Source organism: Pseudoruegeria sp. SHC-113, assembly GCF_025376885.1.
Taxonomy (GTDB): Bacteria; Pseudomonadota; Alphaproteobacteria; order Rhodobacterales; family Rhodobacteraceae; genus Pseudoruegeria.
This window is the reverse complement of record NZ_JAHUBR010000004.1, coordinates 128,088-148,376: the sequence shown is the minus strand read 5'-3', so window position 1 is coordinate 148,376 and position 20,289 is coordinate 128,088. Positions and strand designations below refer to the sequence as shown.

The following is a 20,289-nucleotide window of genomic DNA, read 5'->3' as shown; positions in this document are numbered from 1 at the left end:
CAATTGTTACCGGCGCGGGGCAAGGGCAAACGGGGCCCCCTTCCTCTCGCACCAAATACCTCGGGAGCGCGAGGGCAGCGCCCTCGCATGAAACAGCTGCGCCTCAGTGGGTCCAGGCGCTGCGGCGGCCGGTGGCGAAATTCTCGCCATAGCCCCCTGAGCGGATGTTGGGCTTGCGCTTGTGCGGCGTGGAGACGACGTAGTCGATCCCGTGGGCCTTGGCGTAATCCTCGGCGGCCTCGCGGCTGTCAAACCGCAGTTTCACCTGACTGCGCGTGTCGCCGGAGCTTGTCCAGCCCATCAGCGGATCCACCGCGCGGGCGGAGGCCGGGGCGTATTCCAGCACCCAGTGGTGGGTCTTGGCCTGCCCCGATTGCATAGCGTTGCGGGACGGCTGGTAAATACGTGCGCGCATGGCGGAATCCTCTGGTGTCCGGCCAAGTTATCGGCAATTCGAAGGCCTCGCGCAAGCGGCGCGTGGACGCGGGCCAGAGCCACAGCACGGCCTCTGCTGACACCCTCCTGTCAGGAGCCTGTCAGCAGCGCCTTGAACCTTTCGCCAAAGCCCGCACATTAAGGGCCTGTGCCAAGGGCACAGCGTGACCAACAGGAGCCGCCCGCATGGACAACCCGATGCCCCAGATCCCCGATCCCAGCCGCCCGCGGGTGAAGCTGGAAGGCGGCCGGCGCTTTGTGATGAACACGGCGTTTGATCCGGCGGGCGATCAGCCCACCGCGATCGCGGAGCTTTCCCAGGGCGTGATGGAGGGCGAGCGCAACCAGGTGCTGCTCGGCGCAACCGGCACCGGCAAGACCTTCACCATGGCCAAGATCATCGAGGAAACCCAGCGCCCGGCGATCATCCTTGCCCCCAACAAGACGCTTGCCGCCCAGCTTTATGGCGAGTTCAAAGGCTTCTTCCCGGAAAACGCGGTGGAGTATTTCGTCTCTTTCTACGACTACTACCAGCCCGAGGCCTATGTGCCGCGCACCGATACCTTCATCGAGAAGGACAGCGCGATCAACGAACAGATCGACCGGATGCGCCACTCCGCCACCCGTGCGCTTCTGGAGCGCGACGACGTGATCATCATCGCCTCGGTCTCCTGCATCTACGGCATCGGCTCGCCCGAAACCTATACCGAGATGACGCAGGATCTGGTGGTCGGGGAGGAATACAACCAGCGCGAGGTGATGAAGGGTTTCGTCGCCCAGCAATACCGCCGCTCGGATAACGCCTTTTCGCGCGGCGCCTTCCGTGTGCGCGGTGACAGCCTTGAGATCTGGCCGAGCCACCTTGAGGATCGCGGCTGGCGGTTTTCCTTCTTCGGCGAGGAGCTGGAGCAGATCACCGAGTTCGACACGCTCACCGGCGAGCGCACGGCGACGCTTGAGAAGGTGCGTGTGTATGCCAACAGCCACTACGTCACTCCGCGCCCGACGCTGGTGCAGGCGATCAAGGCCATCAAGGAAGAGCTGACGCTCAGGCTCAAGCAGTTCGAGGACGAGGGCAAGCTTCTGGAAGCCCAGCGGATCGAGCAACGCACCAAGTTCGATCTGGAGATGCTGGAGGCGCAGGGCTACTGCAACGGCATCGAGAACTACTCGCGCTACCTGACGGGCCGCGCCCCCGGCGAGCCGCCCCCCACGCTGTTTGAATACATCCCCGACAGCGCGCTCGTCTTTGCCGATGAAAGCCACGTGTCGGTGCCGCAGATAGGCGGCATGTACCGGGGCGATCACCGCCGCAAGTTCACGCTGGCCGAACACGGCTTCCGCCTGCCCTCCTGCATGGACAACCGCCCGCTGAAGTTCGAGGAATGGGACGCGATGCGCCCGCAGAGCGTCTTTGTGTCGGCCACGCCGGCCGCCTGGGAATTGGAACAGGCCGGCGGGGTTTTCACCGAACAGGTGATCCGCCCCACGGGCCTCTTGGACCCCGAGGTGGAGATCCGACCGGTAGAAATGCAGGTGGATGATCTGCTGGATGAGATCCGCCGCGTCACCGAGCGCGGCTTCCGCACGCTCGTCACCGTGCTCACCAAGCGCATGGCCGAGGATCTGACGGAATACCTGCACGAACAGGGCATCAAGGTGCGCTACATGCACTCCGACATCGACACGCTGGAGCGCATCGAGATCCTGCGCGACCTGCGTCTCGGGGCCTTTGACGTGCTCGTCGGCATCAACCTGCTGCGCGAGGGGCTCGACATCCCCGAGTGCGGGCTGGTGGCTATTCTGGATGCGGATAAAGAGGGCTTCCTGCGCTCCGAAACCTCCCTGATCCAGACCATCGGCCGCGCCGCGCGCAACGCTGACGGCAAGGTCATCATGTATGCCGACCGCATCACCGGCTCGATGGAACGCGCCCTGCGCGAAACCGAGCGCCGGCGTGAAAAGCAGATGGCCTACAACCTTGAGCACGGCATCACCCCGCAGACGGTGAAGAAGAACGTCGAAGACGTGCTGGCCGGGCTCTATCAGGGCGACGTGGACATGAACCGCGTCACCGCCACCATCGAGAAGCCGATGCATGGCGCGAACCTGATGGCCCATCTAGATGGCTTGCGCGCGCAGATGCGCAAGGCCGCCGAGAACCTCGAATTCGAGGAAGCCGCCCGCCTGCGCGACGAAGTCAAGCGGCTTGAGGCGGTGGATCTGGCCGTCTCGGATGATCCGCTCGCCCGCCAAAGCGCGGTGGAAGCCGCCAGCGAGGCCGCCGTGAAGGGCCGGGGGCGCTCCACGGCTGGACGGCCGGGGCAGCGGGGCGGGAATGTGCAACGGAAACGGGGGTAGCGGCCCGATAGAGAGCAACGCAGCCCGGTGGTGCCGCCGGACGAAGGGCATTTCGTTCCCCGAACCAGCAAGGGATCGTCTAGGTTTGTTGCATGCCAATTTTCATGTTGTGGATTGCCTCTTATGACAGATGCCCTTGCTTCCTCCCTTATGACGAACATCCTTCTTCTGATCATCGCCATCTTGATTGGCGTGTTGCTCTTCAAGGCAAGCGGAGTCACGCTGATCCGGTTCGAAGGGAAAGCCGCGCAACGGCCCGACAGCGGCGGTCCGATCCCAGAACGTTACCGGCGCATCGCGGACCTTCTGCAAAAAGAAGACCCCGGTGATCTGCTGCTCTTCGTGATGTCCGAACACGCGCTGGCGCAACGTATTGAGGAGATCGAAGAGCTCTTGGCCGCCGGGGATCTGGAGGCGCTCGATGCGCTCTACCGAAGCGATCTGGCGCAGCACGAAGACCGGGAGGGCATCTACCGTTTCTTCCGGGATTGGCTCAAAGAATCGGGACAGAAAATCAAACCGATCCGGGAAACGCTATTGCAGAAGCTCAACACGCTTCTTGGCCTTGGTGGTGGCGGGTCCGGTGCGCCCCATGCTTGAGATCTGCGTTGACACCCTTGCCGGGGCCTATGCCGCCTTCAAAGGCGGGGCCGGGCGGATCGAGCTGTGCTCCGCACTCTCGGAAGGTGGGCTGACGCCCTCGGCGGGGTTGATGCAGGCCGCCGCCGCCCTGCCTGTGCCGGTCTATGCGATGATCCGACCGCGCGCGGGGCTGTTTCTTTTCTCCGAAGCGGAAACCGAGATCATGCTGGCCGATATCGCCGCCGCCCGCGCTGCGGGGCTTGCCGGGGTGGTGCTGGGCGTGCAGCAGGCCGATGGCGCATTGGATGCGGCGCGGCTCGCGACGCTCAAGGCCGCCGCCGGGGATCTGGGCACGACGCTGCACCGGGTGATCGACGTGGTACCGGATCCGCTCGCGGCGCTGGATCAGGCCATCGAACTGGGCTTCAGCCGCGTGCTCACCTCTGGCGCAGAACCGCTTGCCCCGGACGGGGTGGGGCTGATTGCCAAGATGGTGCACCGCGCCGCCGGGCGCATTTCCGTGATGCCGGGTTGCGGGCTGACGGCTGACAACATCGCCTCCGTCCTGCGGGCCACCGGCGCAACCGAGGCCCATGCGGCCTGCAGCGGCAAGGTGGCGGGGGATCCGGCCTTCTCCGATTTCGACCCACCCGGCGGACGCTTTGAAACCCGGGAAGCGGACGTTCGCGCGATGGTGGCGGCGATGCAGGCCGCCTAGCCGCGAAATCCGCTCTTCAGAATAACCGGCACGATGATCTCTTCTTCGTCCACAAGGTGGCGGTCCAGCAGACGGGTGAACTCGGCCAGTTGATCCGCGAACACCCCAGCCTCGCCGCCCTGCAGAAGCGCATTGGCCCCGTTCGCCATGCCGTGCAGCAGCCCGTCCATCGCCTCGTGATCGCGTTCCAGCAGCTCGAAACCGCGTTCGATGCGGGCATCGAGCTTGGCGAGGCGCGGGAAGTAATGGTGGTCTTCGATCTGGTGGTGGCCGTGCAGTTCGTTCAACAACATCCCGCCATAGCGCGACAGGCGGGGCGCGTAGATGTCAAACCCCATTTGCCCCTCGATCAGCGCCTCCACATCGGCCTGCATGGCTTGCGTGAGGCGGCGAAACATCAGGTGCCGCTCCAGCCAGAATTGCACCAATTCGCCAAACGCGGGGTGCGCCTCCCAGCTTTCGCGGGGGATGTCCTCAAGCAGCACGCGCAGGGCCGGAGGCAGGCCGTCTCGGCGGGTCAGATCAAGCGATGTGTCCATGGGCCAAGGCTAGGCCACCCATGCGATCCGGCAAGCGCTATTTCAGCCAGTCGCCCACGATCCCGATCGCATCGACAACCTTTCCGGTGTCCTTGGCGATCTCGTAGATCTCGTTGTCGACCTTGATGTATTTGTTCCCGGCCCCCGGCGGCTTGAGCTTCCAACCAGAGAGATCGAGGATATCGTCGTATTTCAGATCCGCCGGAAGCACATCGCCACGCACCCATTTCTTGGCCTGTCCGGGTGGAATGGCTTTTGCGGCCCCGTTGCCTTGGCGCTTGATCTGCCCAGGGGGGACTTTCTTGCCCTTGTTGTCGGCATGGGCAAGGGAAGCCGCAGATGCCGCCAGGGTGGCGCATGCGATCTGGAACAGAGCTTTACGACGATTGATCATGGTGAGCCTTTCCGTTTGTGTGCCACCCAGTAGACGCCAAACCTTGGCCTTCTGTCAAAGCCGAGCGAACGGGCTTGGCGATTTCCAGCCGCGCCGTCGCATGAGATTGATGGTAGCCCCGCAAAGCATTCGCGTAGATACGGATGGTCAAGTCGATGGAGGGGAAAGGCGCGGGTGGTACTCCGTAGGGGAATCGAACCCCTCTTTCCAGGTTGAAAACCTGGCGTCCTAACCGATAGACGAACGGAGCAGCCTTGCCGCGTGGGGGCGCTTCTACGCAAAGCCACGGGAAGGCGCAAGGGGGGCGCGTGCGTTTTTTTCATTGTCTTCAGAACGGCCCCACCGCCAGCGCAGAGGCCTGCAATATCCCGCCGCCGGACGCGGGTTAACGACGCATTAACCATTGCCCTCCACCCTGTCGGGAAAGGAGCCCGCGATGCGCCGTTTCCCCTGGTTTGTCTGGATGATTGCCCTGCTCCTAATGCCACATCGCGCCGATGCCGGGGCCTGGCCGCGCGAGGAGGGCACGCGGTTTACCTCGGTGAAATACACGCTCGCCGACCGGGAAGAGATCGACAGGCCCGGCTATCTGTCTGTCTACAGCGAACGCGGCCTGCCTCACCGACTGACCTTTGGCTATGATGGCGGCAGCAATCTGGACGATTACGGCTTCTCTGGCGTGCTCTACCTGCGCAAATCCCTGCCTTGGCGAGCGCATTGGTTTGGCTTCGAACTGGGGGTTGGCCTGAAGGGCGAATACGACGAATACGGCCAGCTGCATACAGAGCCCATTGTCCGCCCCGGTCTTTCGTGGGGGCGCGGGCTGAGCTTCCGGGGGCTGAACGGCTGGGCCGGGCTTGAGAGCTTCGCCGAGGTTTGGGTCGATTCGCAGGAAACGGCGGTGAAGCTCGATGGCACGCTCGGCTTTTCCTCGGCGCGCGGCGATCTTTTCATCCTGCAACTGCAGAGCGGCCAGTATCCCGGCAGCGATCCCTACCTGCGGCTGGCCCCATCCTACGTGCGTGCGGTTGGCCCGGTGCAGCTGGAACTGGGCCTGCAGCAAGAACTGACCGGGCAAACGCGCACCGGCCTCGTGTTTGGCATCTGGACAGAGTTCTAAACGCTAGAGCGCCATGCGCCCTGCCATATCAGCGATGAGCCCGGCGCTGCGTGCAAGGGCGGCCTCTTCGCTAGCGTCCATGCCGGGGCGCAGGGTGCGCAGGATGCCGCCGCGCCCCACCACGCGCGGCAGGGAAATCGCCACTTCCGCCTGCCCGCCCACGTCGGGCGTGACGGCCGAAAGGCTCAGCACCACCTGCTCGTCCTGCGCGATAGCGCGCACAATCCGGGCCAACCCGGCGCCAATGCCGTAATGCGTGGCGCCTTTTCCTTCAATGATCGTGTACGCGGCATCGCGCACCGCGTTTGAGATCCGTTCCCGGGCTTCTGGCCCAAGATCCGCGCCGACCTGCCGCGCGAAATCCGCGACCGGGATCGTCCCGGCCCGCGCCCCGGACCAGAGCGCCACCTCGCTGTCGCCATGCTCGCCCACCACATAGGCGTGCACCGATTGCGGCGCGATGCCCAGATGGCTGCCGATCAGGCTGCGAAACCGCGCCGTATCGAGGATCGTGCCGGAGCCGATCACCCGCGCGGGCGGCAGGCCCGAGAGCTTCTGCGCCGCATAGGTCATCAGGTCCACCGGGTTCGTCGCCACCACGAGGATCGCCTCGGGCGCGACGGCAAGCACCTCGCCCACGATGGCGCGGAACACCTCGGCGTTGCGGTCGAGCAATTGCAGGCGGGTCTCGCCGGGCTGCTGATTCACGCCAGCAGCAAGGATCACGACGCCCGCACCGGCCAGATCGCCATAGCCGCCCGCCCGCACCACCACCGGCGCGGCGAAGGGCATGGCATGGGCGATGTCCTCGGCCTGCGCGCGGGCAAGCTTGGGGGCGTGATCGACCAGAACGATTTCAGACGCGGTGCCCAGAAGGGCGATGGCATAGGCCGCAGAGGAGCCAACGAGGCCGGTGCCGACAATTCCGATCTTCATCAAGGCTCCTGTCGTCTGGCGTGGCCCGCCGCCGGGTCAGCGGGCGAAGGGAGGCGGGCAGGCCTCGGTGACGAGGCCGCCGGGGGCGCATACGGCGGCTGTTGCCGTTGGTGTTGTCTGGGCGGCCATGGCCGTCAGGGCCGCAAGGCCAACGGCGGTGACCGCAAGGCGTTGAAGGGGGCTCAACTGGATTTTCTCACTCAGGACTTTCATCGGGACACACGCAATAAACATCTTCAATGTAACGAATTTTACAGAGGCCCCGTGAGGCGCACGTAAAACCGCCGTCATGTCCAAAGAAAGGCGGCACGCAGCCGCCGTTCAATGGCACCGGGGCCGTGGCGACTCGCCCGCCACGCCCCCGGCGCTCCGATTGCCCGAAAAAAGGGCGAAGCGCGACCGTTTTCAGCATTGCCGGAAAGCGTGCCGCAGATTGGCGGCTTGGCCCACCGGGGCGCCTTGTGTCATGCAGGTGTTACGGGCGCTTGGCATGGGGCGGTCGCAGTCACAGGAAGGCCCAGACCATGGCATACGCGCGCTACGCCATCTACTACACCCCGCCCCCCGGCCCGCTTGCGGAGTTCGGGGCCGCATGGCTTGGCTGGGATCCCCGCCGTGGCGCGGCTGTGCCGCATCCGCCGACGATGGGGCTGCCGCTCCCTGTGGCGCGCCTCTCGGAACAGCCCCGGAAGTACGGGTTTCACGGCACGCTGAAACCACCGTTCCGCCTTGCCGATGGCACCCGCGAGGAAGACCTGCGCGGAGCGCTGGCGGAGTTTGCCGCCGATCATTCGCCCGTCTGGCTCGATGCGCTGAAACTGGCCCGCATCGGAAAGTTCCTCGCGCTGGTGCCGGAGGGAGAGCAGGCCGGGCTCGCCGATCTGGCCGCCCGGATCGTCACGGAGTTCGATGGCTTCCGCGCCCCACCCGGCGAGGCCGAACTGGCGCGCCGCCGTCAGGCCAGCCTCAGCCCGGCGCAGGAGGCTCTGCTGGAGCGCTGGGGCTATCCTTACGTGATGGACGAGTTTCGCTTCCACCTGACGCTCACAGGCCCGTTGCCCCCCGAGGATGCCGACTCCGTGCGCCTTGCGCTGGACCCGATCACCGCACCGCTGCTGCCGGTGCCTTTCATCGTGGACGAACTGACCCTCCTCGGCGAGGCTGAAGACGGATGTTTCCACGAAATCGAGCGCTTCGCCCTGACCGGATGACGACCAAGCTGCCGCTAGGGAAAGTTTTCGCGATTAAGGCGAGCTTTCACGCTTTAAGTCATCTTCTTGCCGCGAAGCGGCGTTAGACCGAAGGGCAGTGTTTTAACCCACCGCGGACACCTCCCATGCCCCACTGGATGCTCTTTGGCGCGATTGCCTTTTTCACCGTTATGCTCGCCGGGCGGCTTATTGCAGCCGTGAAGCCGCGCTGCAAAATCACCCGCTTTCTTGAGAATGGCCTGCGCGGCGGCGCGGCCCCAGGCACACGCCGCAGCCTGCAGGCATGGGAGAATACAGTCAGGGACTAAGCCTGGCAGCGGCTGCCATCTCCTCTTCGCCGGTTTGTCACCTGCACGAAACATTCCGTGTCTAGGGTCAGCTCAACAGCCACAACCGGTGCCGAGCAGAGCCCCGCCATGACACGTCCGCTTCCCCCCTTCCGCATGACAGGCGCCACGCTCCTGCGCGATGGCGCGCTTCAGCAGCGTTCGCTCGCGGTGCAGAACGGCCGGCTCACGCGGGGGCCGCTGCCAGAGGTGGATCTGTCGGGCTACCTGATCCTGCCGGGCATCATCGACCTACACGGCGATGCCTTCGAGCGCCACATCGCGCCGCGCCCCACCGCGCCGTTCCCTGCCCTGCCCGCCCTGCGCGCCACGGATCGTGACGCCGCCGCCAATGGCGTGACCACAGCGTGGATGGCGCAAAGCTGGAGCTGGGAAGGCGGCCTGCGTGGCCCCGCCGCCGCCGAAGCCCTGCTGGCCGCGCTGGAGGCCTATGGGCCCGAGGCTGGCACCGATCTGCGCGTGCAGGTCCGCTGCGAAACCCACACCGTTGAGACCTTCGACAGGCTGCTCGCCGCCCTGCGCCGCTATGGGGTGGGCTATGTGGTGTTCAACAATCACCTCCCGGAGGCGGAAGCCAGTGACCGTCACGAGACCCCACAGGCCCAGTTAGCCCGGCTTGCCGCGCACCGCCAGCGCGCCGAGGTGCCGCGCTACCTCTGCCGTCTGGCCGAGGCCTTCGACACGCTCGGCATCATCTACGGCAGCCACGACGACCCGGACGGCGAAACCCGCGAGGCTTTCTCGATGATCGGGGCCAAGATCTGCGAATTTCCCACTACCCGCGCCGCGGCGGGCCTTGCCAAAGCTGTGGGCGATCCAGTGCTGATGGGCGCGCCCAACGTGGTGCGCGGCGGCTCACAAGGCGGCAATATCGCGGCGCAGACCCTGATCGAGCTGGGCCTCTGCGACGCGCTGGTGTCCGACTACCACTACCCCTCGCTGGCCGCGGCCGCCTTCCGGCTGGCCGATCAGGGCCTGAAATCCCTTCCCGCCGCATGGGCGATGATCTCCCAAACCCCGGCCGAGATCATGGGGTTGCACGATCGCGGCGTGATCGAGGACGGCAAGCGCGCGGATCTTGCCATCGTCAACGCCGAGACGCGCGTGATCGAGGCGACGCTCTGCGAAGGGCGGCTGACCCATCTTGCCGGCGAAGCGGCCAACCGCTTTCTGGGGGCCAGCGCCCGCATGCAGATGGCGGCGGAATAGGCCCGCAACCAACCCATTTGGGCGCGTTTGTATCGCCCAGCCCACAATCGCACCCCGATCGCCTCAAAGCCGCACCTTGCCGCTTGCCCGGCTGCGCGTCAGCCATGAGTATGCGCGCAAACCGGCCGCGAACCCGGCCCATTTCGAGCAAGCAGAAAGGCGCACCCATGGCGCAGCCCCCCAAGGAAATCATCGTGCGCCACGGCTCGCGCATGGCCAACCGGATGCTGCAATACCTCGTGGCCAAGGAGTTCCAGCGCAAATTCCCCGAGTATACGGTCTGCGGCTATGACATCCCCGAATGGGGCCTGAAAGGCGCGCGCCCCGCGCCGGGCCGCCGCCAGATCCCCAAGATCGAGATCCAGCGCTTCGACACCCCTCTGATCGAAACCGCTATGGCCGAGGGCCGGCTCGACAGGCTGATGCTCAAGAGCGTCTGCGGCAACATGGAGGCGCTACCCAGCCGCGCCTTCGCCAACAGCCTGTTTGACGCGAGCCACGTGGAGGCCTTCGAAACGGGCGAGGACGACATCGTCATGCATGTGCGCCTGGAGGACATCCTCGTGCCGGGCCGCCACAAGAACTACGGCCCGCTGCCCATCGGCTTTTACAAGCAGGTGGTCGAGGCAAGCGGCAAGCGCCCGGTTTTCGTCGGGCAGATGGGCAGCGATTGGTATTCCGATATGTTGCGCGCCGCCTTTCCCGATGCGCTGTTTCTGGAAGGCGGCAGCGTGCTGCATGATTTCGAAACCATCCGCCGCGCCAAGCACATCATTCTCGCGATCAGCACGTTTTCCTGGATGGCCGCCTGGCTTTCCGAGGCCACAACGATCCACTACCCGCTCTCAGGCCTCTTTCACCCACTGCAGGTGCCCGGCGTGGACATGATGCCCCTGAAAGATCCGCGCTATGCCTTCTACCTGTTTCCCGAACGCGCCTGGCTTGCCTCGCCCGCACAGCAGGAAGACCTCCGCGCGCCCTTCACGGCCGAAGCGCTGAGCGCCGAAGCGGCCGAGGCGCTGCAGGCGCAATCGGCGCAGGCCTGGGCGCCCCAGCTTGACGCCTGGCGCAGCGCCTTCACCACCGAAATCGCCCGCGGCACCGGCGCAGCCGCTGCCGCCGAGTAAGTGACCCGCACCCCCGGCAGGCTCGGGGAGATTTGTTGAATAAGAAGAGGCCCCCTTTGAGCAAAACCGCATTGATTACAGGCATCACCGGGCAGGATGGCTCCTACCTGGCTGAATTTCTTCTGGAAAAAGGCTACGAGGTGCATGGCATCAAGCGCCGCGCCTCGCTGTTCAACACCGCGCGGATCGATCACATCTACGAAGATCCCCACGCCCGCAACCGCCAGCTGCACCTGCATTACGGCGATCTGACGGACACCTCCAACCTCACCCGCATCATCCGCGAAACCCGCCCCGACGAGATCTACAACCTCGGCGCGCAGAGCCATGTGGCGGTGAGCTTCGAGGCTCCGGAATACACCGCCGACGTGGACGCCATCGGCACCCTGCGCCTGCTGGAAGCGGTGCGCTTTCTGGGACTCGAAAAAACGACGCGTTTCTATCAGGCCTCCACATCGGAGCTTTACGGGCTGGTGCAGGAAACCCCGCAAACCGAAACCACGCCCTTCCACCCGCGCTCGCCTTACGCCGTGGCCAAGATGTATGCCTACTGGATCTGCGTGAACTACCGCGAGGCCTACGGGATGTATGCCTGCAACGGCATCCTGTTTAACCACGAAAGCCCGCGCCGGGGCGAAACCTTCGTCACCCGCAAGATCACGCGCGGCCTCGCCAATATCGCGCAAGGGCTGGAGGATTGCCTCCACATGGGCAACATTGATGCGCTGCGCGATTGGGGCCACGCGAAGGATTACGTGCGCATGCAGTGGATGATGCTGCAGCAGGAGACGCCAGAGGATTACGTGATCGCCACCGGCAAACAGTATTCCGTGCGCGAATTCGTGACATGGACGGCGCAGGCGCTGGGGATCACGCTTCAGTTCTCTGGCACCGGGGTGGAAGAGATCGCGACAGTCGTGAAGGTGGAGGGCGACATGGCCCCAGCAGTGAAACCGGGTGACGTGATCCTGCGCATCGATCCGCGCTACTTCCGCCCGGCCGAGGTAGAAACCCTGCTGGGCGATCCTGCCAAGGCCAAGCGCCAGCTGGGCTGGGAGCCGCAGATCACCGCTCAGGAGATGTGTGCCGAGATGGTCACGGAAGATCTGAAAACCGCCCGCCGCCACCGGCTGCTGCGCGAGCACGGGATGGATCTGCCCGTCTCGATCGAAACCTGAGGAGGGCGGCATGCGGATTTTCGTGGCAGGCCATCGCGGCATGGTGGGCGGGGCGATCCTGCGCCAGCTTGAGGCCGCGGGCGCGCATGAGGTCATCACAGCCGGGCGCGCGCAGCTCGACCTGCGCGATCAGGCGGCGGTTCATGCCTATCTGAAAGCCGAAAAGCCCGATGCAGTGGTACTGGCGGCGGCCAAAGTGGGCGGCATCCTCGCCAACAACAGCTACCCGGCGGATTTCATCGCGGAGAACCTTTCGATCCAGCTCAACGTGATTCAGGGTGCCTTTGCCGCCGGGGCGCAGAAGCTGCTCTTCCTCGGCTCTTCCTGCATCTACCCGAAACTGGCCGATCAGCCGATGCGCGAGGATGCGCTGCTGACCGGCACGCTGGAGCCCACCAACGAGCCCTACGCCATCGCCAAGATCGCCGGGATCAAGCTCTGTGAAAGCTACAACCGCCAGCACGGCACCGATTACCGCTCCGTCATGCCGACCAATCTTTATGGCCCCGGCGACAATTTCCACCCTGAGCATTCCCACGTCATGCCCGCCCTGATCCGCCGCTTCTACGAAGCCAAGCGCGATGGGCTTTCGGAAGTTGTGATCTGGGGCACCGGCACCCCGCGCCGCGAGTTCCTGCATGTGGACGACATGGCGCAGGCCTCGCTTTTCGTGATGGATCTGGACGCGGCCACCTATGCCGCCAACACCGAACCGATGCTGTCGCATATCAACGTGGGCACGGGCACCGATGTCTCGATCCGGGAACTGGCCGGGATGGTAGCCGATGTGGTGGGCTATCAGGGGGCGATCACCTGCGACACCTCCAAACCCGACGGCACCCCGCGCAAGCTGATGGACGTCAGCCGCCTTGCCGCCATGGGCTGGCAGGCGCGCATCGGGCTGGAAGAAGGCCTGCGCGAGACCTACGCGTGGTTTCTGGCGCAGAAGGGGGATGTGCGGGGCTGAAGAGGCCGCGCCGGCGTCCAAAAACCCTGTTACCGCTCACGTTACGTCCGGTCACCCTGCCCCCGCGCGCTTGACCCGGCCTGCCAACTGGTGTGGATTGTCCTGCACCACGCACGGAGGCACTCCCATGGCACATGCCGCGATCACCGGAACCGGGCTTTTCACGCCTGAGCTTGTCATCACCAACGACGAGCTGGTGGAAACCTTCAACGCCTATGCCGAGCGCTACAACGCCGCGCATGCCGAGGAGATTGCCGCCGGCACGCTGGAGGCCAAGGATCCGTCGTCCTCGGAATTCATTTTCAAAGCCTCAGGCATCGAGCAGCGCTACGTGATGGACAAGGCGGGCATTCTCGATCCCGAGATCATGCACCCCACCCTGCGCCAGCGCAGCGACGACGAGCCCGGTATCATGGCCGAGATGGGCGTCGATGCCTGCCGCAAGGCGCTCGCGCAGGCGGGCCGCGAGGCCCATGAGGTGGACGCCGTGATCTGCGCCGCCTCCAACCACGAGCGCGCCTATCCGGCCATCGCCATCGAGATCCAACAGCTTCTGGGCACCAAGGGCTTTGCCTTCGACATGAACGTGGCGTGTTCTTCGGCCACCTTCGGAATTCAGGCCGCCACCGACATGATCCGCGCGGGCTCGATCCGCTCCGCCCTCGTGGTGAACCCGGAGATCTGCTCGGGCCATCTGGAGTGGCGCGACCGCGATTGCCATTTCATCTTCGGCGATGTCTGCACCGCCGTGCTGCTGGAGCGCGAGGAAGACGCCAAGGGCGCGCATTTCACCATCCGCTCCACCCGCTGCGCCACCGAGTTTTCCAACAACATCCGCAACAACAACGGCTTCCTGCGCCGCGCCCGCCCCGATGGGCTTACGGACCGCCGCGACATGCAGTTCATGCAGAACGGCCGCAAGGTGTTCAAGGAAGTGCTGCCGATGGTCTCGGCGCATATTCTGGGCCACATGGAAGAAGAAGGCGTCGCGCAGGAGGATCTGAGCCGCATCTGGCTGCATCAGGCCAACAAGACGATGAATGATTTCATCGGCAAGAAGGTGTTGGGCCGGGAGCCGGAAGAAGGCGAGCAGCCCAACATCCTGCAGGATTACGCCAACACCTCCTCGGCGGGGTCCATCATTGCCTTCGCGAAATACTCCGAGGATCTGAAAGCGGGCGACGTGGGGCTGATCTGCTCTTTCGGTGCGGGCTATTCGGTGGGTTCGGTGATCGTGGAGCGCAAGGGTTAGGGCGCTCCGCTCACAGGCCATTTAAAGCCGGCAACGCCGGCCAGCCCCCGACCCTCCCCCCTGGGAGGGGGCTTCACCCCCACCCAAGGGTCAGGGGCTGGCCTCATCTCACAAAATCAGCCTTCAATCGCGGTGATCATATCCACGCGCGTGCCGTGGCGGCCGCCTTCAAATTCGGCCCCCAGAAACGCATCCACGATCTCCAAGGCCAGCCCTTCGCCCACAACGCGCGCGCCGATGGAGAGGATGTTGGCGTTGTTATGCGCGCGGATCATTTTGGCGGAGAAGGTGTCGCTGCAGACGCCGCAGCGCACGCCCTTCACCTTGTTCGCAGCCATCATGATGCCCTGCCCGGTGCCGCAGAGGATCACGCCCAGATCGGCCTCACCGGCAGCCACAGCCCGCGCGGCGGCTTCGCCGTGCTTGGGGTAATGGGTGCTTTCCGGAGACACAGGGCCAATGTCCTGCACAGTGTAGCCCTGCGCCTGAATGTGCTTGGCAATGGCTTGGCGCAGTTCGATGGCGGCGTGATCGCTGGAGAGGACGATGCGTTTGGCTGTGGACATGACGAGGGCCTTTTCGCTCATGGAGGACTTGGAAAACTTGGCCCGCCTTCTTCCAGCATTCCGACCTTTCGTCAATCGCCTGCCCGCCTAAGCCCCGCCGCGCGCCTGCACCTCGGCAGCCGTTTCGATCCGCTCTGAATAGCGGTCCGTCAGATAGGCCGAGCGGCCGCGCGTCATGTAGGTGAATTTCACCAGCTCTTCCATCACGTCCACCACGCGCAGGTAAAGCGGGGAGTATTTCATCCGGTCGCCCTCGAACTCGTTCCAGGCCTTCGGGATCGAGGATTGGTTGGGGATCGTCACCATCCGCATCCAGCGCCCCAAAATGCGCATCTGGTTGACCGCGTTGAAGCTTTGCGAGCCGCCCGAGACCTGCATAACGGCCAGCGTCTTTCCTTGAGTCGGGCGCACGGCCCCGGCGCTCAGGGGCAGCCAGTCGATCTGGGTCTTCAGGATGCCCGTCATCGCGCCGTGGCGTTCCGGGGAGGACCACACCATCCCTTCCGACCAGATCGCCAGCTCGCGCAACTCGGCGACCTTCGCGTTTTCCGGCCCCTCCGCATCCGGCAGCGGCAGGCCGCGCGGATCGAAAATCCGGGTTTCGCAGCCGAAGGCCTGCAGGATACGCGCCGCCTCTTCCGCCGCCTTGCGCGAATAGCTTACCTCGCGCAGCGAGCCGTAGAGCAGCAGGATCCGTGGCGGATGCAGCGGATCCCCGGGCGCAACAAGGCTTTCGGCGTCGATCGGGTGCAACAAGGCGGGGTCGATATGGGGCAGATCAGTCACTTAGGGCTTTCCAATGTCGTCGAGGTGTTTCTTGAGGCTGAGCGCGTCCAGCCCGGCCAGGGGCAGGCTGGTGAACACGTTGATGCGGCTTTCGAGCATCCGGAAGGCCTCGGCAAAGGCCACGCCCAGTTCCGCCGGGCTACCATTGGCCTGCACCGGGTCCGGCACGCCCCAATGGGCGCTCATCGGCTGGCCGGGCCAGACGGGGCAAGGCTCGGCTGCGGCGTGGTCACAGACAGTGAAGACGAAATCCATCTGCGGCGCCTCATGTCCGGCGAACACGTCCCACGCCTTAGAATGCAGCCCTTCCGTGGGAATGTTGAGCTTCTCAAGGATCTGAAGCGCCTGCGGGTGGACCTGCCCTGCCGGGGTGGAGCCCGCCGAATAGGCGCGGAAATGGCCTTTCCCGGCACGGTTGAGGATCGCCTCCGCCATGATCGAACGGGCGGAATTCCCGGTGCAAAGAAACAGAACGTTGTAAGGTGTGTTTGGCATGGGTTTTGGCCCCTCCATGGCGGCAACAAGCCCGTCGATCACTGGCTGGCAGCGGAGTGCATTGCCGCCGCAGCAATCCTGCATCAGGAAGGCGAGCATCCCGCGCAGCCCGTCGAAATCCGCGGTGTAGCGAATCGCCCGCCCTTCGCGCGTGCCGCGGATCAGCCCGGCCCGTTCCAGAATGGCGAGGTTCGTGGACATCGTGTTCTGGCGCGTCCCCAACGCCTGCCCGATCTCCCCGGCGAGCATGCCATCAGCCCCTGCCCGCAGCAAAAGCCGGAATACGCGCAGACGGGTGTCCTGCGAAAGCGCCGCGAAGGCGGTGGTTGACGATTCAATATCCATATATCAAGAATAATCGATACAATTAACCGGCGCAATCGCTGATCTTGCAGAGCGCAAAATTTCAGGTGGCTTCGTCTTCGAGGTGGAGCTTCATGTCCAGCAGCACGCGCTGAAGGGCAACCGTTTCCCGGATCAGCCGCTTGGCCTCGTTGATGGTGATCACGTTATCCTCGATGGCCTGATTGTATTCGGCCATCAGCATGGCGAAGCGATGCGACAGCGCGATCACGTCAGAGTTCACCCCGCCCGGCGCGTTGCGCTGCTCGTTGTTGTAGGAGAGCGTGATGCCCCGCAGTTCCGCAAGAGCCGCTGTGACATGGGGATAGGCCGCCTCTTCCTCCAGCGCCGCCACCGCGTCGATCGGCATGAAGCGATCCCGGTGCTCGTCGGAGTCCGAATAGTAGCGCCCGAGCGTCGCCTTGGACTTGCCGGTGATCTTGCAGGCGGCCTCGATCCCGACCTCCTTCACCAGCGCCTCGGTGTGTTTCTTCAGGTATGCCCCGTTATCCGCCATCTCTGCCCTTTCCTGCCCCCGGCTCCCCCGCCGGCGTTCCCGACCAGAGGGGAACTGAACATATAATTTCCCATTAATGAGCAAAGCACAATTTGTCATTCTTCTAATTGTCCCGATGTTACGGGAATTTAGTGAGTACCGGCGTCCCCATCGTCGGCTATTTGCAGGGGGCCGGACGGATTGTGCAGATCCCCCAGCCCGACCGGGACTTGAGCCCTCTCGGTTTGTGCAGTGCGAGGCTCGCGTGCGTCCACAAGGCGCGGATCAACATCCCCAGGCGAAAGCCGATCCGTGCCGGGCGCTGCTGTCTCGTGCTGCACGCTTGCGTTTTGCGGGCGGAAATCCAGCGGTTGGGTCTTCTTTCGCTACCGCCGCGCGGAAGCCTTGCACCCCTGCCCGGCTTCGGCATAACTGCCGCCATGGCAAAGCTTTACTTCCACTACTCGACGATGAACGCCGGCAAGTCCACCTTGCTGCTGCAAGCCGCGCATAACTACACCGAGCGCGGGATGGAGACGTACCTGCTGACCGCGCGCATCGATGATCGCGACGGCAAGGCGCGGATCGCCTCGCGTATCGGCATCGGCAAGACAGCCGACACGTTTGACGAGGCCGACGATCTGTTTTCCATGATCAAGGCACGGCTCGCGGCGGGCCCCTGCGCCTGCGCTTTCGTGGATGAGGCGCAGTTCCTGACGCCGGACCAGGTCTGGCAACTGGCCCGCGTGGTGGACGATCTGGGCCTGCCCATCATGTGCTACGGCTTGCGAGTGGATTTCCGCGGCGAGCTGTTTCCCGGCTCCGCCGCCCTGCTGGCACTGGCCGATGAAATGCGCGAGGTGCGCACGATCTGCCATTGCGGAAAGAAGGCCACGATGGTGGTGCGCATGGGGCCGGACGGCAAGGCGCTGAAGGAAGGCGCGCAGGTGCAGATCGGCGGCAATGAAAGCTACGTCTCGCTCTGCCGCCGCCATTGGCGCGAGGCCATGAGTGATCAGAGCGACGCTTAGGCGGCCTGAACGAGAACACCCTTGTCAGGTGCCTGCCTGTCTTTCTCGTAACAGACGTCAGCCCACCCGGTTCGGCAGCTTTTCCCCCCGCGCATGGGCCAAAAGGTTCTCCACTGCCATCAGCCCCATCTCGGTGCGCACGTTCAGCGCCGCCGTGCCCAGATGCGGCAGGAGCGTGACGTTCTCCAGAGCTTTCAACGCCTCCGGCACCTCTGGCTCAAACTCGTAGACATCCAGCCCCGCACCCGCGATCTGCCCCGCCTGAAGCGCCGCGATGAGCGCGGCCTCCTCCACGATGTCGCCGCGCGCGATGTTGACGAAGAGCCCCGTTGGTTTCATCGCCGCGAAGGCCTCAGCGTTGATCAGGTGGTGGGTCTGCGGGTTGGCCGGAACCGCCACCACGACCACGTCGGCCACCCCCATCACCTCGGCAATGCTGCCAAGCTGGCGTGCGGGCAGGCCCGGATCGCGCACTTCGGAGCGGTTGTAGAACACTACTTCCATGTCGAAACCGAAATGGCAGCGCTTTGCGATGGCCTTGCCGATGCGGCCCATGCCGATCACGCCAAGGCGGCTGCCCGTCACGTGATGGCCCAGAAGCTGCGTCGGGTGCCAGCCCTCCCACTGCCCCGCGCGCAGCATCCGCTCGCCCTCGCCGGCGCGGCGGGCCGTCATCAGGATGAGCGTCATGGCAATGTCCGCGGTCGCATCGGTGACCGCGCCCGGCGTGTTTGTCACCGAGATCCCGGCAGCCTGCGCGGCGGCCACATCGATATGGTTGTAGCCCACGCCGAAATTGGCCAGCAGCTTGCAGCGCAGGCCTTCGCCCGCGAAGGCCTCGGCGGTGAACTGATCCCGCAGGGTGGGCAGGATCGCATCATACCCGCGCAGCGCCTCGGCGCAGTCGGCCACACTCATCGGCACGTTGCTGTCGCGCACCGTCACCTCATAGGCGGCGCGCGCCGCTTCCAGCACGGGCTCGGGCAGCGGGCGCGTGATCAGCAAGTTTGGCATCAAAACAGCCTCCCGCCCTGCGGCACCGGTTTGTCGGGGGTGAGCAGGACGACTTCACCATCCTCATCCGGTACCCCAAGCACCAGAATCTCGCTCATGAACTTGCCGATCTGGCGGGGCGGGAAATTGACAACGGCCATCACCTGCTTGCCGATCAACTCCTCCGGCTCATAATGGCGCGTGATCTGGGCGGAGCTCTTCTTCACCCCCAGATCGCCGCCGAAATCCACCCAGAGCTTGATCGCGGGCTTGCGGGCTTCCGGGTAGGGCTCGGCCTGCACCACGGTGCCGACGCGCACATCCACTTTCAGGAAATCGTCAAAGCTGATCGCATCGCTCATTGGCCCAACTCCCGCGAGCGATCCGCCGCCGCGGTGACAGCCTCCTTCAGGAGCGCCGGAAAGCCCCGGCCCTCATCCATCAGCACCCGCAATGCGGCTTCGGTGGTGCCGGCGGGGCTTGTCACATTGATGCGCAGCTGCGTGGGGCTGTCGGGGGCATCCTCGGCCAATTGCCCGGCCCCGCCCACGGTGGCCTTGGCGAGCGCCATGGCAAGCTCGGGCGAAAGCCCCTGCGCTTCACCTGCGGCGGCGAGCGTTTCGATCAGGTGGAACACATAGGCCGGGCCAGAGCCCGATACCGCCGTGACGGCGTCCATCTGGCCTTCCTCTTCAAGGCGGACGACCTGCCCCACAGCCGACAGCAGCGCTTCGGCGAGGGCCAAGTCGGCCGCAGTGGTGTGGGCATTGCCAATGATCGCGGTGATGCCGCGCCCCACGGCGGCGGGGGTGTTGGGCATGGCGCGGATGATGCGGCGGCTTTCGCCCAGCGCTTCTTCAAAGGCGCGGATCGGTGTGCCTGCGGCCACGGAAAGGAAAACAGTGCTACTCGACGCAATCGCGCGCAGGCTGGGCAGGGCATCGCCCATCATCTGCGGCTTCACGGCGATCAGGACGATGGCGGGGGCGTCGGGCAAAGGCTCATTCACATGAAGCCCCTGGGTTGCCAGCTCCTTGACCCATTCCGAGGGGCGCGGGTCCATCACCCAGACGACGTGCGGCGCAACGCCCCGCTCAAGCCACCCGGCCAGCATCGCCGACCCCATTTTCCCGCAGCCCAGCAGCACCAGGCCACGCGTGTTGATTTGTCCTAGATCCATTGCCCTCACCCGAATTGTATTGTC

Annotated in this window: 23 protein-coding genes and 1 tRNA gene; 11 read left to right on the top strand and 13 right to left on the bottom strand. The window is 64.7% G+C overall.

The genetic code is table 11. The annotated features are described in order from the left end of the window. Positions 1-103: 103 nt before the first annotated feature. Positions 104-415, bottom strand: coding sequence for an ETC complex I subunit (locus tag KVX96_RS18195; RefSeq protein WP_261196234.1), 312 nt, complete (start codon positions 413-415; stop codon positions 104-106). A gap of 206 nt (positions 416-621) precedes the next feature. Between KVX96_RS18195 and uvrB the strand changes: the two genes are divergently transcribed. From uvrB to KVX96_RS18180, 3 genes are all read left to right on the top strand, one after another. After that, entirely contained in the window at positions 622-2,796 is a 2,175-nt protein-coding gene (gene uvrB, locus KVX96_RS18190; protein ID WP_314733146.1) for an excinuclease ABC subunit UvrB, read from the top strand. 150 nt (positions 2,797-2,946) lie between these two features. Beyond that, positions 2,947-3,396 (top strand): hypothetical protein, encoded by a 450-nt coding sequence (locus KVX96_RS18185; protein ID WP_261196233.1) that lies wholly within the window; start codon positions 2,947-2,949, stop codon positions 3,394-3,396. Further along, positions 3,389-4,096: a copper homeostasis protein CutC gene (locus KVX96_RS18180; RefSeq protein ID WP_261196232.1), complete on the top strand. Its 708-nt coding sequence runs from the start codon at positions 3,389-3,391 to the stop codon at positions 4,094-4,096. The genes KVX96_RS18185 and KVX96_RS18180 overlap by 8 nt, the downstream gene beginning before the upstream one ends. Here the strand turns inward: KVX96_RS18180 and KVX96_RS18175 are convergent. From KVX96_RS18175 to KVX96_RS18165, 3 genes are all read right to left on the bottom strand, one after another. Then, on the bottom strand, positions 4,093-4,635 hold the full coding sequence (locus tag KVX96_RS18175; protein ID WP_261196231.1) for a hemerythrin domain-containing protein: 543 nt from the start codon (positions 4,633-4,635) through the stop codon (positions 4,093-4,095). The two genes, KVX96_RS18180 and KVX96_RS18175, sit on opposite strands and share 4 nt — an antisense overlap. Positions 4,636-4,672: 37 nt before the next feature. Further along, positions 4,673-5,029: a hypothetical protein gene (locus tag KVX96_RS18170; protein ID WP_261196229.1), complete on the bottom strand. Its 357-nt coding sequence runs from the start codon at positions 5,027-5,029 to the stop codon at positions 4,673-4,675. 175 nt (positions 5,030-5,204) lie between these two features. Continuing rightward, positions 5,205-5,279 (bottom strand) — tRNA-Glu (locus KVX96_RS18165). A gap of 186 nt (positions 5,280-5,465) precedes the next feature. On the opposite strand from KVX96_RS18165, the gene KVX96_RS18160 reads away from it, so the two are divergent. After that, on the top strand, positions 5,466-6,149 hold the full coding sequence (locus KVX96_RS18160) for a hypothetical protein (protein WP_261196226.1): 684 nt from the start codon (positions 5,466-5,468) through the stop codon (positions 6,147-6,149). A 3-nt stretch (positions 6,150-6,152) separates the two neighbouring features. Here KVX96_RS18160 and KVX96_RS18155 read toward each other — a convergent pair whose 3' ends face one another. After that, positions 6,153-7,085, bottom strand: coding sequence for an L-lactate dehydrogenase (locus tag KVX96_RS18155; protein ID WP_261196225.1), 933 nt, complete (start codon positions 7,083-7,085; stop codon positions 6,153-6,155). 36 nt (positions 7,086-7,121) lie between these two features. Next, positions 7,122-7,271, bottom strand: a complete 150-nt coding sequence (locus tag KVX96_RS18150; protein ID WP_261196224.1) for a hypothetical protein — start codon at positions 7,269-7,271, stop codon at positions 7,122-7,124. A gap of 338 nt (positions 7,272-7,609) precedes the next feature. On the opposite strand from KVX96_RS18150, the gene KVX96_RS18145 reads away from it, so the two are divergent. The 6 genes from KVX96_RS18145 (at position 7,610) to KVX96_RS18120 (ending at position 14,376) form a co-directional block, all read left to right on the top strand. Then, a complete protein-coding gene (locus KVX96_RS18145; RefSeq protein WP_261196223.1) occupies positions 7,610-8,296 on the top strand; it encodes a DUF1045 domain-containing protein in 687 nt (228 codons plus the stop codon). Positions 8,297-8,712: 416 nt separating this feature from the next. Beyond that, a complete protein-coding gene (locus KVX96_RS18140; RefSeq protein WP_261196222.1) occupies positions 8,713-9,852 on the top strand; it encodes an alpha-D-ribose 1-methylphosphonate 5-triphosphate diphosphatase in 1,140 nt (379 codons plus the stop codon). 167 nt (positions 9,853-10,019) lie between these two features. Next, entirely contained in the window at positions 10,020-10,979 is a 960-nt protein-coding gene (locus tag KVX96_RS18135; protein ID WP_261196221.1) for an alpha-1,2-fucosyltransferase, read from the top strand. Between the two features lie 56 nt (positions 10,980-11,035). Further along, positions 11,036-12,157, top strand: coding sequence for a GDP-mannose 4,6-dehydratase (gene gmd / locus KVX96_RS18130; RefSeq protein ID WP_261196220.1), 1,122 nt, complete (start codon positions 11,036-11,038; stop codon positions 12,155-12,157). A 10-nt stretch (positions 12,158-12,167) separates the two neighbouring features. Next, positions 12,168-13,124 (top strand): GDP-L-fucose synthase family protein, encoded by a 957-nt coding sequence (locus KVX96_RS18125; RefSeq protein ID WP_261196219.1) that lies wholly within the window; start codon positions 12,168-12,170, stop codon positions 13,122-13,124. 127 nt (positions 13,125-13,251) lie between these two features. After that, positions 13,252-14,376, top strand: coding sequence for a beta-ketoacyl-ACP synthase III (locus tag KVX96_RS18120; RefSeq protein WP_261196218.1), 1,125 nt, complete (start codon positions 13,252-13,254; stop codon positions 14,374-14,376). A 116-nt stretch (positions 14,377-14,492) separates the two neighbouring features. Here KVX96_RS18120 and rpiB read toward each other — a convergent pair whose 3' ends face one another. From rpiB to KVX96_RS18100, 4 genes are all read right to left on the bottom strand, one after another. Further along, on the bottom strand, positions 14,493-14,942 hold the full coding sequence (rpiB, locus tag KVX96_RS18115; RefSeq protein WP_261196296.1) for a ribose 5-phosphate isomerase B: 450 nt from the start codon (positions 14,940-14,942) through the stop codon (positions 14,493-14,495). 87 nt (positions 14,943-15,029) lie between these two features. Next, positions 15,030-15,728 (bottom strand): arsenical resistance protein ArsH, encoded by a 699-nt coding sequence (gene arsH / locus KVX96_RS18110; protein ID WP_261196217.1) that lies wholly within the window; start codon positions 15,726-15,728, stop codon positions 15,030-15,032. After that, on the bottom strand, positions 15,729-16,568 hold the full coding sequence (locus KVX96_RS18105) for a helix-turn-helix domain-containing protein (RefSeq protein ID WP_261196216.1): 840 nt from the start codon (positions 16,566-16,568) through the stop codon (positions 15,729-15,731). It lies immediately after the preceding gene. 61 nt (positions 16,569-16,629) lie between these two features. Continuing rightward, the gene (locus KVX96_RS18100) at positions 16,630-17,082 is read right to left on the bottom strand and encodes a hypothetical protein (RefSeq protein ID WP_261196214.1); all 453 of its coding nucleotides are present in this window, start codon (positions 17,080-17,082) and stop codon (positions 16,630-16,632) included. A gap of 419 nt (positions 17,083-17,501) precedes the next feature. Here KVX96_RS18100 and KVX96_RS18095 point away from each other — a divergent pair, with 419 nt between their 5' ends. Further along, the gene (locus tag KVX96_RS18095; protein WP_261196212.1) at positions 17,502-18,092 is read left to right on the top strand and encodes a thymidine kinase; all 591 of its coding nucleotides are present in this window, start codon (positions 17,502-17,504) and stop codon (positions 18,090-18,092) included. Between the two features lie 57 nt (positions 18,093-18,149). Here the strand turns inward: KVX96_RS18095 and KVX96_RS18090 are convergent, their stop codons facing one another. Genes KVX96_RS18090 through proC form a run of 3 tightly spaced genes read right to left on the bottom strand, consistent with a single transcriptional unit; the run spans position 18,150 to position 20,265 of the window. After that, complete coding sequence (locus KVX96_RS18090; protein ID WP_261196210.1) at positions 18,150-19,106, bottom strand: 2-hydroxyacid dehydrogenase; 957 nt, start codon at positions 19,104-19,106, stop codon at positions 18,150-18,152. Beyond that, positions 19,106-19,447, bottom strand: a complete 342-nt coding sequence (locus KVX96_RS18085; protein ID WP_261196209.1) for a tRNA-binding protein — start codon at positions 19,445-19,447, stop codon at positions 19,106-19,108. Before KVX96_RS18085 ends, KVX96_RS18090 begins: the two co-directional genes overlap by 1 nt. Further along, positions 19,444-20,265, bottom strand: coding sequence for a pyrroline-5-carboxylate reductase (gene proC, locus KVX96_RS18080; protein WP_261196207.1), 822 nt, complete (start codon positions 20,263-20,265; stop codon positions 19,444-19,446). Before proC ends, KVX96_RS18085 begins: the two co-directional genes overlap by 4 nt. Positions 20,266-20,289 lie beyond the last annotated feature (24 nt).

Bases quoted from the DNA above. Each gene is read 5' to 3' on its own strand.
- KVX96_RS18195 (WP_261196234.1), bottom strand. From the start codon at position 415: ATGCGCGCACGTATTTACCAGCCGTCCCGCAACGCTATGCAATCGGGG.
- uvrB (WP_314733146.1), top strand. From the start codon at position 622: ATGGACAACCCGATGCCCCAGATCCCCGATCCCAGCCGCCCGCGGGTG.
- KVX96_RS18185 (WP_261196233.1), top strand. From the start codon at position 2,947: ATGACGAACATCCTTCTTCTGATCATCGCCATCTTGATTGGCGTGTTG.
- KVX96_RS18180 (WP_261196232.1), top strand. From the start codon at position 3,389: ATGCTTGAGATCTGCGTTGACACCCTTGCCGGGGCCTATGCCGCCTTC.
- KVX96_RS18175 (WP_261196231.1), bottom strand. From the start codon at position 4,635: ATGGACACATCGCTTGATCTGACCCGCCGAGACGGCCTGCCTCCGGCC.
- KVX96_RS18170 (WP_261196229.1), bottom strand. From the start codon at position 5,029: ATGATCAATCGTCGTAAAGCTCTGTTCCAGATCGCATGCGCCACCCTG.
- KVX96_RS18160 (WP_261196226.1), top strand. From the start codon at position 5,466: ATGCGCCGTTTCCCCTGGTTTGTCTGGATGATTGCCCTGCTCCTAATG.
- KVX96_RS18155 (WP_261196225.1), bottom strand. From the start codon at position 7,085: ATGAAGATCGGAATTGTCGGCACCGGCCTCGTTGGCTCCTCTGCGGCC.
- KVX96_RS18145 (WP_261196223.1), top strand. From the start codon at position 7,610: ATGGCATACGCGCGCTACGCCATCTACTACACCCCGCCCCCCGGCCCG.
- KVX96_RS18140 (WP_261196222.1), top strand. From the start codon at position 8,713: ATGACACGTCCGCTTCCCCCCTTCCGCATGACAGGCGCCACGCTCCTG.
- KVX96_RS18135 (WP_261196221.1), top strand. From the start codon at position 10,020: ATGGCGCAGCCCCCCAAGGAAATCATCGTGCGCCACGGCTCGCGCATG.
- KVX96_RS18125 (WP_261196219.1), top strand. From the start codon at position 12,168: ATGCGGATTTTCGTGGCAGGCCATCGCGGCATGGTGGGCGGGGCGATC.
- KVX96_RS18120 (WP_261196218.1), top strand. From the start codon at position 13,252: ATGGCACATGCCGCGATCACCGGAACCGGGCTTTTCACGCCTGAGCTT.
- rpiB (WP_261196296.1), bottom strand. From the start codon at position 14,942: ATGTCCACAGCCAAACGCATCGTCCTCTCCAGCGATCACGCCGCCATC.
- KVX96_RS18105 (WP_261196216.1), bottom strand. From the start codon at position 16,568: ATGGATATTGAATCGTCAACCACCGCCTTCGCGGCGCTTTCGCAGGAC.
- KVX96_RS18100 (WP_261196214.1), bottom strand. From the start codon at position 17,082: ATGGCGGATAACGGGGCATACCTGAAGAAACACACCGAGGCGCTGGTG.
- KVX96_RS18095 (WP_261196212.1), top strand. From the start codon at position 17,502: ATGGCAAAGCTTTACTTCCACTACTCGACGATGAACGCCGGCAAGTCC.
- KVX96_RS18090 (WP_261196210.1), bottom strand. From the start codon at position 19,106: ATGCCAAACTTGCTGATCACGCGCCCGCTGCCCGAGCCCGTGCTGGAA.
- KVX96_RS18085 (WP_261196209.1), bottom strand. From the start codon at position 19,447: ATGAGCGATGCGATCAGCTTTGACGATTTCCTGAAAGTGGATGTGCGC.
- proC (WP_261196207.1), bottom strand. From the start codon at position 20,265: ATGGATCTAGGACAAATCAACACGCGTGGCCTGGTGCTGCTGGGCTGC.